Origin of the sequence: Salinisphaera sp. (assembly GCF_035690525.1) — a bacterium.
Classification (GTDB): Bacteria; Pseudomonadota; Gammaproteobacteria; order Nevskiales; family Salinisphaeraceae; genus Salinisphaera.
The window spans coordinates 1-14,454 of sequence record NZ_DASSKM010000038.1; the positions used below are offsets into that span (position 1 = coordinate 1).

A 14,454-nucleotide genomic window follows, 5' to 3' on the forward strand; every position below is an offset into this window, starting at 1 on the left:
GATGCGATCCTTTACACAAAGAAAAGAGAGATAAACTGGCGAAACAAAGTTATGGACCGCAGATCACCGAGTGGAGTACTGGTTTCGCTCGTTTTTCCGACAACGGAGAGTTGTGGTATTGCGTCCATCTCATCAGAAAAAACGCACCTTGGATCAACAAAATATTTTTAGTTACGGACAACCAGCGGCCGAGTTGGCTTACGCTGCACAAGCAACGTGAGTTGGATATAACCGTAGTGGACCATGCAGAAATATTTAAAGACCATCTCGATTGTCTGCCTACATTTAACTCCCAATCGATTGAAACGATGTTATTCAACATTCCCGGCTTGTCGAAGTCTTTTGTCTACTTTAACGACGATTGTTTTATTGTAAAAAAAACGACGAGCGATGATTTTTTCCGCAAGGGGAAGCCGGTCGTACGCGCGCGGTTTGCTTTTAAAAATTATGTTCTCGACCGGGTATCTGCAAGGTTGGCACGCCGTTGGCTGCCTAAGGGTTATAACGGCTGGCGTAGTTGGGTGAAAAAAGGCCCCTGGCCTTTTTTCGTGCCATTTTATCTTGACATAGCACATACTCCGCAGAGCGTTATAACGCGGGAATTAGAGTGTTTATACCCTGATGCAGAAGCGCTCCGCGACGCCCTAAGTTATCGATTTCGAGTAACGTCGCAGATCGCACCTATTGCTTATATTTCTAATCTTGCCGTGTTGCGTGGTGCGCCCTTACAGCTACGGCACGACTGGGCATATTTCGATCCGCGCGACGAGATGCATTTATTACGTAAATTGGACGCCATGCGCACTGACAAAGGTATTAAATTTTTGTGTACCCGGTCCCTTGATACGTTTTCGCGGTCCGGCCGCGAAAGAATTGTCTCCGCATTGGGAGATATTCTCGACGGTCCGAGGTCTTGAGCGATCGGATTTGTTTAACGCACTCGTTAGAAGTCGTCGGTACATCGCTGCCCCGTAATAATTCTGAGAACTGTTTTGATGAATACATTAGAAAATTCACGGAACGCTAGTTTTGCCGATAGTCGGGCCCACATTGGGTTTGGAAATTACAGCGCGGAGAGTGCGCTTGAGCCCGTGCTTTCGGTTGTAATTCCGACATTCAATGAAGAAGATTACATTGAAAGCTGTCTTGACTCGGTTCTAGAAGGGCTGAAAAATATCAACGCCGAAGTCTTGGTGATTGACGGGATGTCCACTGATGGCACCGCACCTATCGTGAGACGGTATGAGCAAAATAATTATAATTTAAAGGTTTTGAAGAACAAGAAAAGATATCAGGTTCACGCATTGAATATGGGCATTGGCGTTGCGCGTGGGCGCTATATTGTTCGATGCGATGCGCATTCAATTTACCCTGTTGCGTACTTTGCAACCTTGCTTGCGTTTTATGAGCGCGACAAGGAAGCGATTTACGGTAACGTGGGTCTTCGTTACGTTACGGAAACGTATACGCGTACTGCCTTGCAAGGTGGAATTCCACTCGCGATGTCGAGTCGTATTGGTGTCGGGGTTTCACATCGCGCGTCTGGTGTAGTGACCCGCACTCGCGAAGTGGATACACTGCTCTTTGGTGCGTGGCGGCGACAGATCTTTCACGATGTCGGAATGTTCGATCCTACTTTTATACGCGGTCAAGACTACGAACATAACCTACGGGTTATAACAAAAGGCTTGAAGGTTGCGTTGATTCCAGGCCCCTCATTTACTTATTTTACCCGCTCTTCTTTCCGTAAGTTACGGCGAATGATTTACCAATACGCTTATGTTAAGGGGCAAGTTTTTCGTAAACACGGTAAAGTTCCTAATATTCGGTCACAAATTCCAGTTTTATTCTTTCTGTTCATGTTCACTCTGCTGGCAGTTTGGCCGATTGCATCACTTTATCTGGCTGCGTTGTACTCAACGACGATAGGCGTTATCGCGCTGACCCGTTGCCGATCCCATGGACCGATGGCGGCTTTGGGTATGTTTCTTGCTGTTCCGCTGATGCATGTCAGCCACGCCGCGGGGTTTATACATGGCCTTCTTCGTGGATCTCGGCATCAGGGCTTTATTAAGAGTGCGGGTTCGACGCGTTGACTGACTTGTGTAAGGGTAATGTGGAGCACTTGGCTCTTAGCGTGGTAATTCCGGCGTATAACTGCCGAGCTACGCTAAGGCGTGCTATTAATAGCGTGCTTGCGCAGGATAGCGTGAATTTTGAAGTTATTGTGGTTGACGACGGCTCACGTGATGGTACCAACGAGCTTGTGCGTGAGATATGTGCTCAGAATGGGCGTGTCAAGCTAGTGGAGCACGCTGTCAACATGGGGCCTGCGGCTGCCCGAAACACCGGAATCGAGGCCGCGCGCGGCGAATGGGTCGGCTTGCTTGACGCGGATGATGCTTGGTTACCGAAGCGGGCGAAACGTTTGATAGCGATAGCCCGACGGCGGAGTGTCGATATTGTTGCGGATAATCAATGGCTGTTTGATCCGGGGGCGCAATCTATTGTGCGAAAGGGTTTTTCCATGAGACCTCGAGAAGTGCCGTTCGACGTTGAACTGTTATTGAGAAATAACGTTTCGGGTGGCTGTTTTATTTTCGGCTGGCTTAAGCCGTTCATTTCTCGCGAGTTCATCAATAGGTTAGCGCTTCGTTATGACGCGACACTTCGCTATGGCGAGGATTTTGACTTTTACGTACGAATGTTTGCTTGCGGCGCACGGGGTGTACTGGCCCGCGACGCCTATTATATTTACACGCAGAGAACTGGAAGCGCCACTGGTACGAAGTCGCTATATTCGCGGACAGAACCCGATATGAAGGCGCTCGTGACGCAATCGAGTAAACTATTGGATCAACTGCGCGGAACCTCTTCACCGCGTGCGATGCGGCTCATGCGCCGACAGATCCGTCACCTTGGCGGTTGGCCGCATGCCTTGCAGGTGAGAAAAGCGATACGTGAGCGACGCTACTCGTCCGCTTTTTTGATTACGCTGCGTTATCCGAGTGCCGCTTCGGCCGCTTTACTCGCTCTTCGCACCCGCCTGCGTCAGCGGATTGGTTTGCTGTAGGCCATGGCTAATCGTCGCCCTATAATGTTAGTAGCCAGCATGGGTTTCCCGCCTGATCTCGGCGGCGTGCAAACTTATGCTTATGAGATTGCGCAAGCCTACAAGCGCCGAGGTTTAAGGTGTTGCGTAGTCACCTCACGCACCGGGCCACGAGGTCTGGCTTGGGAAGATGGCGTTTGCGTGATTAATGTCGGTGTGGGTAGCCAGACTCTGGTAGCGGTGCGGATGCTACGCGTCCTCCGTCGACTTCGACGCAGCCCCTACCTGCGTAAGAGCACGGTTCACGTCACGACATGGCGGGTCGGCGCGGCCGTGGCAACGGCAGGCTGGCGTTATTTTCTTACCGTGCACGGGCGAGAAGTGGTGGCAACTCGGCAGCCGGTTTTTAAATGGTTGATGTATCGCGTGCTTGATCGCGCTGAACTTATATTATCTGTCAGCCGTTTTTCGATGACTGAATGCGTTCCGCCGCGTTATGCGTATAAAGCGTTGTATCGCTGGAACGGCGTAAGCGCTTGGGCGTTACAGCTGGGTAATAAGCGCTTGAGCGCGAACCGTGAGGCGTCGAAAACACTCACTATTCTATTCGCAGCACGTCTGATTCGGGGGAAAAACCCGCAAGCGGCCATCAAGGCATTTGCAAAATTCCTCGAAAAAGGTGGGCGTGGGCGCTTGATCATTGCAGGAGAAGGTAGTGAACGCAAGCCTTGCGAGAGACATGCACTCGATCTGGATGTGGCCACAAACGTAGAGTTTGTCGGGCACGTGCGAGGCGAAAGCTTGGTGACCCTGTATCAAAACGCGGATATATTTATTCACCCGCATTCGGCACTTGAGACGTTCTGTATTTCTATCGCGGACGCTATGGCGAGCGGCCTGGCTGTGATCAGCGGTTTGGACGGCGCGCCGCCGGAGTATCTCAGCCAGAGGCTAGGCTTTGTGGTTGACGGCGATGATCCGGGGCACGCTGCCGATGCGCTATTGCGTTTGTATGAAGATGCTAGTTTGCGGCGGGAGATAGGCCGTCATGCTGCGCTTTTTGCTGCCGAGCACTTTTCTTGGGATAGGCACGTTGCGCCTATACTCGATGCAAGCGATCGCCCGAAGTTTCTAACAGACGGCATTGTGGAGGACTAGTGAGGGCGCAACAAATCAATACGCTGAGTAACGCCATCTTGACTGTGCTCCTTCTGGTCGCAATCTCGTCCCCCGCTTGGGCCGCTGCGTCTTGGTCGAAAGCCTGGGGAAGCGGCGGTAGCAGTTTCGTCGGCGATTGGTCCATTAGAAAACCAGGACCGCGGCAGGGCGGCTATAACGATCCTGAGATGCTCAAAATCCAGCCGGAAAGTATAGTGATTCACGCATACTACGACGGCCACGTGATTCGTACCGCAGCGGTCTCCACAATCGGTTCGTTCGCTATGGCGTCGGGAGTGGTGTTAGCAAGAATCAAAGCCTGCTTCAAAGCGCCGTTACGTACTGCAATTTGGTTGCAGTCTCCGGCAAACAAAGCGAGTCATGGCAAAATCGGGGCGGGGAGAGAAATCGATATAGCGGAAATATACACGAGCCGCATGCCGCTCGCGCCCGCTGAGGTGGCTCACAACATCCACTCTGGTGGATATGGTGAGATGCACCAGCACACCGGCTCGCCCACATCGAAAGTCCACGCTTGCCAATATCACAACTACAAGGCCGAGTTCGGCGAGTTTGGGTACAAGTTCTATGTCGATGGCGAACTGCAGTGGCAAACGGGCCAATCTTTTCAGGGACATAAAGAGTACATTATTTTTAATGTGGGTACGCCCGCCCATTTGCAATATCATTGGCCTAGTCCGCGCTCGCTAGGCTTTGCCAAGCTCATTTCCGTCAAAGTGAAAGAAACGGGCAATGAATAGCGAAGGATCTGGTTTGTCAGGGTCTATTCTCGCGTTACTGACTCTGGCCCTGCCTTTGGTTTACTCGGTGTTAGTTCCTTACGGCGCGGTAGTGAACGTGCCGGCCGGCTTGCTACTGGTGGGCTCATTTATTTTTTATGTGTACACGCGTTCACAAACCGGACGGATAGACCGTTCGCATCTGCTTGTATTCGTCGCGGCCCTGATGCTCGTATTCGCTTACATTATCAGTTCTGCCTACGCGCACGCTCTCAATATCGGCTCCTTGAAGACAATGCTTCAAGTTTTTCTTGCCGTGGGCTTTTTTTTGAATGCGCAAGAGAATGCCAAGTTATATAGCCGTAGTTTAAGCTCGTTCCTGCCAACGTTGACGCTAGTACTGTTTACGCCGATTGTTGCGGCGCTGATCTACTACGCGTGGGGGTTGGGGAACAGTGGGCCGGGCTCAATCTGGACCAGCATTAAAAACAGTCTAGGTGCTATGCTTCTGGCGCTTGTCTTGCTCAATTACCTGATTCGACGCGAAAAAAAGTTGCACGGCGATAGTTCGGCTCTTGCCACTGCGGCCCTAGTCGCCTCACTGACATGCTTGATCGCATCTGGGTCTCGTGGGTCTATATTGGCGCTTTTCGTTACAGTACTAGGGTTTAGGCTATGGTTCATTCGGCCAAAAGTAATATTGCTTTTGGGGCTGTTTTTTTTTATCGGCGCGTTTATATTAATTTACATTAATCTTGGCACGCTAGCCAACCTAGCCCTTATGAAGGGCCGCGTTCAAAGTTTAACAGGGCAGAATCTCTACAGCGGACGGCAATTGATTTGGCCTGCCATTATCGAAGCGGTAAGATCTCATTCGATATGGCTCGGCCTTGGCGCGGATGCGCTGGCTTCTACAGTCATGAAAATGCAGGGCATATATAAATCGTGGTCTGCTCACGATTTATACTTACAAGTATATCTGCAGGCGGGAATACTTGGATGTGCGGCGCTTGCAACACTTTTTGTCGCACTGTGGCGAGAGATTCGTGCGCATGCTGCGGATGCTTGGCACGAGCGCACGGCTTGCTCATTTTTTCTCGGCGTTCTTGCATATGAAGCCTTCGAAGTAAGTTTGCTGCAAAACAATCTGAGTGTTGGCGTAGTTTTCTGGATGACGCTCGGATTGATGGCAAGTCGACCACGGTATTTGTCAACAAAGTTGTCCACCTTTTCATGCTCCCCCACTGTCAGCCTAGCTGGGGCCCCGCCTGTTGCTAGAATTCCAGAGGGGCATAAGCGAGGTTTCGATGCGATATTCAGACGAACGGCGAGAAGCGGTGCTGAAGAAACTGCTGCCGCCGACGAACCAAACGGTGGCCGAACTCGCTCAAGCTGAGGGCATCTCGGCAGCCACGTTGTATCAGTGGCGCAAGCAGGCGCGCGGCTGGCCGTTTGTTGCCGGATCAAGCCCGCTGACCCGGAAGGCTGGAATTCGGCCGACAAATTCAATGCCGTGATCGAGACAGCCGCACTGAGTCGTGTGCATCGCCGAACGTGATGCCATCGATTTATCTACGGTTGATTGTACGCGCGGGCAGCCGAAGGGTGTAGAGTTGCGCCGTTCGAGAGACCAAGACCACGCATGTTCAAACGCGGCATACTCAGAAACCATAGCAGCATCTCGGTAGGGCTATACGTGCTCGTTGATCTGGTCATGATCAGCGTGGGGGCCTACCTTGCTTATTTCTGGCGGTTTGATGGGCTTGGCCTGGGTGCGCATTACCGCGGCCCGGTAATCGTTGCGGTCCTTCTGACTCTGGGCCTGTTTCCGTCGCTTGGACTTTACGATTCCTGGCGCGGTCGCAATCCGGTGGATCAGGCTCGCGCGGTGACTGTGGGTTGGATTGCCGTCACGCTGGGGGTAATCCTCATCGGCTTTGCGCTCAAGGAAAGCGAAAACTACTCGCGGCTCTGGGTTTTCGCCTGGGTATGTTGTGCTTGGGCGTTACTCGTGCTCGGCCGCGTGCTGACGTTCGCGATCCTGCGCGAGCTGCGCGCGCGTGGTTGGAACCATCGCCGTATCCTTATCATCGGGAACGGCTCGTTGGCTGGCGCCGTGTTTGATCGCATCGAAGCGACGCCGTCGACGGGGTGGGAAGTCGTCGCCGCGGCGATGATCGATCACGACGGTTGCCGCCGGATCGGGCGCGTCAGGGTGGTCGAGTACAAGAGCCGTACCGAACGGTTGGCGCGGCGGTTCGGCGCCGACGAAATTTGGCTGTGTCTGCCGCTGGATCAGCAGGCGATGATCGATCGGGTGCTGTGGGACTTCCGGCATAGCACGATCACGATGCGTCTCGTGCCGAATCTGCACGGTATGCGCCTGATTCAGCAACCTGTGGCGGAAATCCTCGGCCTGCCGATGCTCAATTTGAATGTCTCGCCGATGCAGGGGATTAGCCGCGTGGTCAAGGCGATCGAGGATCGCGTTCTCGCGAGTGTGATTCTCACGCTGATCAGCCCGTTGCTGCTTTTGCTTGCGATCGGCGTGAAGATGAGTTCGCCCGGCCCGATATTCTTTCGTCAGAAGCGCATGGGCTGGAACGGGCGCTTGTTCACAATTCTGAAGTTCCGGTCGATGCCTGTTGGCGTGGAATCGAAGAGCGGTGCGGTGTGGGCCAAGTGCGGTGAGAAACGCTCGACGCCGTTCGGCGGTTTTCTTCGCCGCACAAGTCTCGATGAGCTGCCTCAGTTCATTAACGTGCTCTGCGGCGACATGTCGATCGTCGGCCCCAGGCCCGAACGCCCGGTGTTTGTTGAGCAGTTCAAGGAAGACATACCGGGCTACATGCAGAAACACATGGTCAAGGCCGGCATCACCGGCTGGGCCCAGGTCAACGGCTGGCGCGGCTCAACCGATCTGAAAAAACGCGTCGAGCACGATCTGTATTACATCGAGCACTGGTCGCTCTGGTTCGACCTTAAGATCATCTTCCTGACGATTTTCAAGGGATTCGTACACAAAAACGCGTATTAGGCGGGGCCAATCGTCGACGGCTTAGAACGGCCGGACCATCAGCGTGCATTGCCTAAAATACTGCCCGTACAAACGACAGTATCTCTTTTCGGCGGAGCTTTCCGGGTGTTCCCCTTGCAGTCTGACGAACTCGCGTAGGTTGGTTTGAGCCAGAAGGGGCCGTAAGCCGATAACCTGATACGTCAGCAACCCGGCATACCCGTGGGCGAGTATGGTCTGCGGGCTCCGATCCATCGGATGACGCCGAAGGCTAATCCGACTACGGCCACTGGTACCTGACATCCGGTTGAGGTTAAGCTCGATCTCACGTTTTGATTCATTTATAATCACTATGATTAAACTTCTGATTGCGGGGCGCGACGGAGCTTTCCGGTGCTTGTGCTGGCCGTATTCGCCGAATGACCACTTGCTGATTGTGAGAGGAGATTGATGATGGCAAAAGCCGAAACTCGAGTCTTGACCGCCCACGTTCCTATTCCGATGGCCGAGAAGGTAGACCAGCTAGCCGATCGGCTTGAACGCTCGCGAGGCTGGATCATGAAACAGGCACTCTCGGCCTGGATCGCCCAAGAGGAGGAGCGCGACCAGCTCACACATGAGGCGTTGACCGACGTGGACACTGGCTGTGTCATCGACCACCCGTCCGTCCAAGCATGGGCTGACAGCCTGAGCACAGATGAGCCGCTGCCGATACCCCGCTGATGGAGTTGAAATGGACCCGCAAGGCACTTTCCGACTTGGCGCGTTTATACGAATTCCTGGCGCCAGTGAACAAGCCAGCCGCTGCGCGGGCGGTGCAGGCGTTGACCAAGGCACCGACGATCTTATTGACCAACCCCTACCTCGGCGAACAACTGTTTCAGTTCGAACCACGTGAGATCCGGCGGATTTTGGTCCGACAGTACGAGATGCGCTATGAGATCGTGAACGACACCATCTACGTCCTGCGTCTCTGGCACACACGCGAGGATCGGTAGCGCGACGCCCTTGGCTTACGATTTCTTCTGTCTCGTGAGTTGCCCCAAGCCCAGCCTGTCAGATGAGTAGATCTGCTGACCGCCGTCTACACGGCTGGTCGAGCGCTCGGCGGCCGGCTTGATCCGCCGGCACCGGGCACAATCTGATGCGGGCATCAGCAGATGCGCAGAATATCTTGTTTCCGACAAGACCAGTTTGTAGACTAGTCTAAACGGAACCGAGGGCTGATCATGAACAAGTCAACTGATATCGGCGCTTACGAGACCAAGACGCGGCTGGCCGCGTACCTGCGCAAAGTACAGGCGGGAGAGCGATTTACGATCACGCAACGGGGCCGCCCGGTCGCTGAGCTGGTACCGTATGGCACCGTCGGGCAGGATACAAGGCCGGAAGCGGCGCGCCGGATGCGGGCGTTCATGCGCAGACAATCCCCGGCGACCGGTTTGGATATCAAGGCGCTGATTGACGAAGGCCGTGATTAGTGCGGTTCGTGTTGGACAACTCGGTCGCCATGCGTTGGCTTTTCGCGGATGGGAGCGATGCCGATCGAGCCTATGCGGATTACGTTTTGGACGTGCTTGGCCGCCCGAACGCACGGGCGATTGCCCCGTCGATCTGGCCGCTGGAGGTGGCCAACGTTATTTCGTGCGCCGAAGCCAAAAATTTGTTGGTCAACGCTCGCAGCACTGAGTTCTTGCGGTCGCTCGATGCGCTCGCGATTGCTGTGGATAGCGATACATCAGAGTACGCGCTCGGTACCACGCTTGAGCTCGCGCGCCGCTACGCCTTGTCTGCCTATGACGCGGCGTATCTGGAATTGTCGCTGCGAGAAGGCGTGCCGCTCGCCACGTTGGACGCCGTTTTGCATCATGCAGCCGAAAGTGCTGGCGTCGACAAGTTGTAGTGCGTGGTTGTGCGAAGGGAGAGGGTCTACCTTTGTATTTTTGTAGGCGCGTGAGCATCGGGCGGCTCGGCAACTTAGTCGGGACGGGCCAGTCGACGCTTGACCAATGCAATGGTAACTGATTGGGGTTAAGCGGCGCGGCTGGCTCTTGTAGATCGGCTTAGGCCAAAGGCCGTAAGCCGACATTGCCCAGAGCGAGCTTGAGGGGCGATGCGTTGTGATCCTTCGCCGAGCCACGTGGGTGGGTTCGTTCTGTCGGATTACGCCTGCGGCTAATCCAGTCTACGCTAACTCAGTGCCGGGCCAAGGGGTTGGTACAGGCCCTGATATCGCGCTGTAATACGGACAGTACGAGACCTCACCACACCCTCGAAACTACTGCAACCAACCACGCCGGCGGATCGCCTGAGTTAACGTCTGGGTGACTTCAAGCAGGGTAGGCACGAATCTGTGACCGCTATTGAGCGCGTCCGCCAGGATGTTCGAGTCTTCAATATATTCGTGGACCATCTGGTTACGCAATTTGCGCATGGCAAGCCACTCATCGGCTGATGGCAACAGGCCCAGTTGCTCTGCTCGATCCAGGCGGTCCAGGGCGGTACCGGGCGATTCACCTTCGGCGCTTAGATAAGCAGGTAATAGTTTATCGCCGAGTGTGTCCTGAAGTCGTCCGAATCGTCCTACAAAGGCTTCCACGCGTTCCGCTTCGTCTGGGTTGTCTTGCAAGGCCATCGCGCGTCGAAGTAAACGGTTGGCTGTGCAGCCGACGATCCGTCATCGCAAGATGTTCGCTTTCGCGCTGCACGACACGCACGAGAAATTGTAGCCGTTGCCTGGCCGCAGGGTCTCGTGTCATAAAAGCACCCCGTCGCGCTCGGCGATTTGGTGAATGCGGGCGCGCCGAAGATTGGGCGCGGAAAGCAAAACGTCGACTTCGCGACCTTCAAGGTACCGGCTGATGCGGGCTTCCAATCGAGCTGCAAGCCATGCAGGGTTGGCCACCGGGTTCTCGAGCTGGACCAGCAGGTCGAGGTCTCCTCCCCGCCGGTGATCATCCAGCCGTGATCCGAACAGATATACCTGGACCGCCCGTTGCGCGCTCTCTTCGGCAATGATGCGCCGGATGACGGTCGTCTGTTCGCTGGATATCCGCATGCCAATTTCCACGCCCGCCCCCTAGACTGGCGCGTACCGGATCGTTTTTATCAGGGAAGCAGTATGGCAGTTGCCCACGTCTTCGACTAGACGCAGACGCGGGGTAATCGTGGCGGGGACAGTATACTCAATTCCTGTCATCGCCGTGGCCGCGAGCGCCAGGACAGTGGTCAAGCAAAGTAAAGAGCAGGCGCATCCGGATCTCGATCATGTGTTATATTTCATTGCGTGATGCGCAACGCGGTATGATTATGTTGTGATCAAGTCGTTTCGCCACAAAGGGCTCAAGAGGTACTTTGAATCGGGATCAAAGGCCGGAATCCAGCCTGAGCACGCCAAGCGATTACGAATGCAACTGATTGCCTTGGATACAGCGACCGCTATTGAAGATATGGATATTCCTGGTTTCAAGTTGCATTTGTTGAAGGGCTCGAATGAAGGACGATGGTCGATTTGGGTTAATGGCAACTGGCGTGTCACGTTCGAGTTTCAAGAGGGTAATGCCTTCGTTTTGGACTACGAGGATTATCACTAATGACTATGCACAACCCGCCGCACCCTGGCGAGTTCATTCGAGAGGTTTATATGGAACCTTTTAATATCACGGGACGAACGCTGGCCAAAAAGCTGGGCGTAGCGCCTTCTACTCTCAACCGCTTACTTAAAGGTAGTAGCGGTGTCAGTTCTGAAATGGCGCTTCGTTTATCCAAAACGTTAGGCCGTTCTGCCGAAAGCTGGCTGGCGATGCAAGATAGCTATGAGCTATCGCAAGCAAAGCGCACTATAAATCTTGATGGCGTCGAAAAAATCGAGTTTGACGTCGCATAATAATGAGGCGCTGCAGTTGATCGCCCAAAGCGCTGGCGATCCGAGTTCTCTCCGTGGCCTGCGCGCGGCGGAGTAATCCTCAACCATAATAGCTTCGGTACCAGTCGACGAATTGCTTCACGCCTTCGTCGACCGTGGTTTCCGGACGATATCCAACCGCTTCGAAAAGGCCGTCCACGCTGGCGTGGGTCGCTTCGATATCGCCGGCCTGCATGGGTAGCATCTCTTTTTCCGCCGTTACGCCCAGGCATTCCTCGAGCCGTTTGATGTAATCCATCAGCGGCACGGGGTTGCCGTTGCCGATGTTGTAGATTCGCCACGGGGCCGGGCTGCTGTCGGGGCGCGGCGCGTCGCTGTTCCAGTTGTCGTCCGGAGTGGCGGTCTGGTACAGAATCCGCGCGATTCCTTCCGCGATGTCTTCCACGAAGGTAAAGTCCCGGCGGTGTTTGCCGTGGTTGAATACCGGAATAGGCTCGCCGGCCAGCATTTTTTTCGTAAACAGAAACAGCGCCATGTCCGGCCGGCCCCAAGGGCCGTAGACAGTAAAAAATCGCAGTCCGGTTGTGGGTACGCCGTAGAGATGCGAATAGGAATGCGCCATCAGTTCGGTGGCACGTTTCGAGGCGGCGTAGATGGCCAGCGGGTGATCGGCGTCGCCGCTGGGCGCGAAGGGCATGTCGGTGGAGGCGCCGTAGACGGAACTGGTCGAGGCGTAGACCAGATGCGCAACGCCGTTGTGGCGGCAGCCTTCGAGAATGTTGAGCGTGCCGGTCACGTTGGCGTCGATGTAATCGTGCGGATGATCGATGGAATGACGAACGCCGGCCTGCGCGGCCAGGTGGACCACGCGTTCGAACCCGTGGTCGGCGAATAGTTTTGGCATCGCCTCGCGATCCGCGATATCCAGTTCGATCTGCTGGAATGCCGGATGTTTTTCGAGCATGGCAACGCGTGCCCGTTTGAGTTGCACGTCGTAGTACGGATCGAAATTATCGACACCGACGACCGTTTCGCCGCGATCGAGTAGCCGCTGCGCGACGTGAGAACCGATGAAACCGGCGCTGCCGGTGACGAGAATGCTCATGACATAGTCCAGTCGGTCGATAATCGAAGCGACGCGGATTATACCGGTTGTTGAGCCACCGCCGAACAACGCTGCTGCGGTTGGGCCGATTTCTATTGCCATGATGGGATTGATGATGCCTACGGTCTGGCGTGATTCGATATAATCTGATGCCTTCAAACTCCGCCAGTGGGTTCCAAGCGCTTGGCGGCCGCAGATGATGAGGTGATGATGTCGAATCAGAGCAGGTCGGATATGGACCGAGTTGCGGTTCTGGGACTGGGCTATGTCGGGCTGCCACTCGCCGTGGCATTCGGGCGGCATTATCCGACCGTCGGCTTCGATATCGACGCAGAGCGTATCGGGCAACTTCGCGAAGGCTATGATTTCACGCGTGAAGTCTCGCGCGAGAGCCTCGAAGGCTCGGATAACCTCGCATTCTCCGCCGATCCGGGCGATCTGGCCGGCGCGAACATTTATATCGTGTCGGTTCCCACGCCGGTGACCGATGCCAAGGTGCCGGATTTCCGGCCGCTCGAGTTAGCCTCGCGCACGCTCGCCCCCTATCTATCGTCTGGCGATATCGTGGTCTACGAGTCGACCGTGTATCCGGGCGCGACGGAAGAACAGTGCGTGCCGATACTCGCCGCCGGCTCTGGACTGACCTACAACGAGGATTTTTTCCTCGGCTACAGCCCGGAGCGCGCCAACCCGGGCGACACCGCGCATGGTCTGGCCCACATTGTTAAGGTGGTCTCGGGTTCGACCGATGCAACGGCCGATCGGCTGGTCGCGCTCTACGGCCAGATCGTGCCGGCCGGCGTGCATCGTGCGCCGTCGATCAAAGTGGCCGAGGCCGCGAAGGTGATCGAAAACGTACAGCGCGATATCAATATCGCGCTTGTCAACGAGCTATCCCAGATTTTTGCGCGGCTGGATATCGACACGCAGGATGTTCTCGAAGCCGCCGGTACCAAGTGGAACTTCCTGCCGTTCAAGCCCGGGCTAGTCGGAGGGCACTGCATTGGTGTCGATCCCTACTACCTGACCTACAAGGCCCAGGCTGCCGGTCATCATCCCGAAATGATATTGGCCGGGCGGCGTATCAACGACAGTATGGGCCGATACATATCGCAGGAAGCCATACGATTGATGCTGCGCCGGGGCATTCAAGTCAATGGCGCGCGCATTCTGGTGATGGGGCTGACATTCAAGGAGAATTGCCCCGACATTCGCAACACGCGCGTGGTCGATATCGTTCACGAACTCCAGGCCATGAACGTCGCGGTGGACGTGTACGACCCGTGGGCCGATCCGGTGAAAGTGTCGCATGAGTACGGCTTTTCGCCGGTCGAAACGCCCGAGGCGGGGATTTACGATGCCGTGATCGTGGCGGTCGCCCATCGCGACTTCCGGCAGGCCGGCATCGAAAAAGTGCGGAGTTACTGCAAGCCGACACACGTCGTGTACGATGTCAAATACGCGTTTTCCGCTGCCGAGACGGATGGGCGGCTTTAAGCCAGGCAAGGTGCGCCGCCA

The 14,454-nt window shown here is 55.2% G+C and carries 16 protein-coding genes and 2 pseudogenes; 15 read left to right on the top strand and 3 right to left on the bottom strand.

Annotation, left to right across the window (positions count from 1 at the left end):
• The 12 genes and pseudogenes from VFJ08_RS02655 to VFJ08_RS02705 all read left to right on the top strand — a co-directional run.
• Positions 1-917: pseudogene (locus VFJ08_RS02655) on the top strand (hypothetical protein); the annotation flags it as partial.
• Positions 918-995: 78 nt separating this feature from the next.
• Positions 996-2,096, top strand: a complete 1,101-nt coding sequence (locus tag VFJ08_RS02660) for a glycosyltransferase family 2 protein (protein WP_324994878.1) — start codon at positions 996-998, stop codon at positions 2,094-2,096.
• Positions 2,097-2,137: 41 nt separating this feature from the next.
• Entirely contained in the window at positions 2,138-3,073 is a 936-nt protein-coding gene (locus VFJ08_RS02665) for a glycosyltransferase family 2 protein (protein ID WP_324994965.1), read from the top strand.
• 39 nt (positions 3,074-3,112) lie between these two features.
• Positions 3,113-4,210: a glycosyltransferase family 4 protein gene (locus tag VFJ08_RS02670; protein ID WP_324994880.1), complete on the top strand. Its 1,098-nt coding sequence runs from the start codon at positions 3,113-3,115 to the stop codon at positions 4,208-4,210.
• A gap of 188 nt (positions 4,211-4,398) precedes the next feature.
• Positions 4,399-4,971 (top strand): glycoside hydrolase family 16 protein, encoded by a 573-nt coding sequence (locus VFJ08_RS02675; RefSeq protein WP_324994882.1) that lies wholly within the window; start codon positions 4,399-4,401, stop codon positions 4,969-4,971.
• Positions 4,964-6,346 carry an O-antigen ligase family protein gene (locus VFJ08_RS02680; protein WP_324994884.1) on the top strand — a complete coding sequence of 461 codons (1,383 nt, stop codon included), beginning with the start codon at positions 4,964-4,966 and terminating at the stop codon, positions 6,344-6,346. Before VFJ08_RS02675 ends, VFJ08_RS02680 begins: the two co-directional genes overlap by 8 nt.
• Positions 6,258-6,467: a transposase gene (locus tag VFJ08_RS15835; RefSeq protein ID WP_414707036.1), complete on the top strand. Its 210-nt coding sequence runs from the start codon at positions 6,258-6,260 to the stop codon at positions 6,465-6,467. Before VFJ08_RS02680 ends, VFJ08_RS15835 begins: the two co-directional genes overlap by 89 nt.
• A gap of 179 nt (positions 6,468-6,646) precedes the next feature.
• Positions 6,647-7,987 carry an undecaprenyl-phosphate glucose phosphotransferase gene (locus VFJ08_RS02685; RefSeq protein ID WP_324994886.1) on the top strand — a complete coding sequence of 447 codons (1,341 nt, stop codon included), beginning with the start codon at positions 6,647-6,649 and terminating at the stop codon, positions 7,985-7,987.
• A gap of 432 nt (positions 7,988-8,419) precedes the next feature.
• A complete protein-coding gene (locus VFJ08_RS02690; protein ID WP_324994888.1) occupies positions 8,420-8,689 on the top strand; it encodes a ribbon-helix-helix domain-containing protein in 270 nt (89 codons plus the stop codon).
• Positions 8,689-8,964, top strand: a complete 276-nt coding sequence (locus VFJ08_RS02695) for a type II toxin-antitoxin system RelE/ParE family toxin (protein WP_324994890.1) — start codon at positions 8,689-8,691, stop codon at positions 8,962-8,964. Before VFJ08_RS02690 ends, VFJ08_RS02695 begins: the two co-directional genes overlap by 1 nt.
• A 231-nt stretch (positions 8,965-9,195) precedes the next feature.
• On the top strand, positions 9,196-9,447 hold the full coding sequence (locus tag VFJ08_RS02700) for a type II toxin-antitoxin system prevent-host-death family antitoxin (RefSeq protein ID WP_324994892.1): 252 nt from the start codon (positions 9,196-9,198) through the stop codon (positions 9,445-9,447).
• Positions 9,447-9,869, top strand: a complete 423-nt coding sequence (locus VFJ08_RS02705) for a type II toxin-antitoxin system VapC family toxin (protein ID WP_349256939.1) — start codon at positions 9,447-9,449, stop codon at positions 9,867-9,869. Before VFJ08_RS02700 ends, VFJ08_RS02705 begins: the two co-directional genes overlap by 1 nt.
• A 375-nt stretch (positions 9,870-10,244) precedes the next feature.
• On the opposite strand, the pseudogene VFJ08_RS02710 reads toward VFJ08_RS02705, so the two are convergent.
• Positions 10,245-10,725: pseudogene (locus VFJ08_RS02710) on the bottom strand (hypothetical protein).
• Positions 10,722-11,036 (bottom strand): nucleotidyltransferase domain-containing protein, encoded by a 315-nt coding sequence (locus VFJ08_RS02715; RefSeq protein ID WP_324994898.1) that lies wholly within the window; start codon positions 11,034-11,036, stop codon positions 10,722-10,724. Before VFJ08_RS02715 ends, VFJ08_RS02710 begins: the two are co-directional and overlap by 4 nt.
• A 244-nt stretch (positions 11,037-11,280) precedes the next feature.
• Here VFJ08_RS02715 and VFJ08_RS02720 point away from each other — a divergent pair, with 244 nt between their 5' ends.
• Positions 11,281-11,559: a type II toxin-antitoxin system RelE/ParE family toxin gene (locus tag VFJ08_RS02720; protein ID WP_324994900.1), complete on the top strand. Its 279-nt coding sequence runs from the start codon at positions 11,281-11,283 to the stop codon at positions 11,557-11,559.
• Positions 11,559-11,852 (top strand): HigA family addiction module antitoxin, encoded by a 294-nt coding sequence (locus VFJ08_RS02725; RefSeq protein ID WP_324994902.1) that lies wholly within the window; start codon positions 11,559-11,561, stop codon positions 11,850-11,852. Before VFJ08_RS02720 ends, VFJ08_RS02725 begins: the two co-directional genes overlap by 1 nt.
• A gap of 79 nt (positions 11,853-11,931) precedes the next feature.
• Here VFJ08_RS02725 and VFJ08_RS02730 read toward each other — a convergent pair whose 3' ends face one another.
• A complete protein-coding gene (locus VFJ08_RS02730; protein WP_324994904.1) occupies positions 11,932-12,936 on the bottom strand; it encodes an NAD-dependent epimerase in 1,005 nt (334 codons plus the stop codon).
• 234 nt (positions 12,937-13,170) lie between these two features.
• Between VFJ08_RS02730 and VFJ08_RS02735 the strand changes: the two genes are divergently transcribed.
• Positions 13,171-14,433: a nucleotide sugar dehydrogenase gene (locus VFJ08_RS02735; RefSeq protein WP_324994906.1), complete on the top strand. Its 1,263-nt coding sequence runs from the start codon at positions 13,171-13,173 to the stop codon at positions 14,431-14,433.
• Positions 14,434-14,454 lie beyond the last annotated feature (21 nt).

What these genes read in the sequence shown, in the direction of transcription:
- VFJ08_RS02660 (WP_324994878.1), top strand. Translation starts at nt 996, where the DNA reads ATGAATACATTAGAAAATTCACGGAACGCTAGTTTTGCCGATAGTCGG.
- VFJ08_RS02670 (WP_324994880.1), top strand. Translation starts at nt 3,113, where the DNA reads ATGGGTTTCCCGCCTGATCTCGGCGGCGTGCAAACTTATGCTTATGAG.
- VFJ08_RS02675 (WP_324994882.1), top strand. Translation starts at nt 4,399, where the DNA reads ATGCTCAAAATCCAGCCGGAAAGTATAGTGATTCACGCATACTACGAC.
- VFJ08_RS02680 (WP_324994884.1), top strand. Translation starts at nt 4,964, where the DNA reads ATGAATAGCGAAGGATCTGGTTTGTCAGGGTCTATTCTCGCGTTACTG.
- VFJ08_RS15835 (WP_414707036.1), top strand. Translation starts at nt 6,258, where the DNA reads ATGCGATATTCAGACGAACGGCGAGAAGCGGTGCTGAAGAAACTGCTG.
- VFJ08_RS02690 (WP_324994888.1), top strand. Translation starts at nt 8,420, where the DNA reads ATGGCAAAAGCCGAAACTCGAGTCTTGACCGCCCACGTTCCTATTCCG.
- VFJ08_RS02695 (WP_324994890.1), top strand. Translation starts at nt 8,689, where the DNA reads ATGGAGTTGAAATGGACCCGCAAGGCACTTTCCGACTTGGCGCGTTTA.
- VFJ08_RS02700 (WP_324994892.1), top strand. Translation starts at nt 9,196, where the DNA reads ATGAACAAGTCAACTGATATCGGCGCTTACGAGACCAAGACGCGGCTG.
- VFJ08_RS02725 (WP_324994902.1), top strand. Translation starts at nt 11,559, where the DNA reads ATGACTATGCACAACCCGCCGCACCCTGGCGAGTTCATTCGAGAGGTT.
- VFJ08_RS02730 (WP_324994904.1), bottom strand. Translation starts at nt 12,936, where the DNA reads ATGAGCATTCTCGTCACCGGCAGCGCCGGTTTCATCGGTTCTCACGTC.
- VFJ08_RS02735 (WP_324994906.1), top strand. Translation starts at nt 13,171, where the DNA reads ATGGACCGAGTTGCGGTTCTGGGACTGGGCTATGTCGGGCTGCCACTC.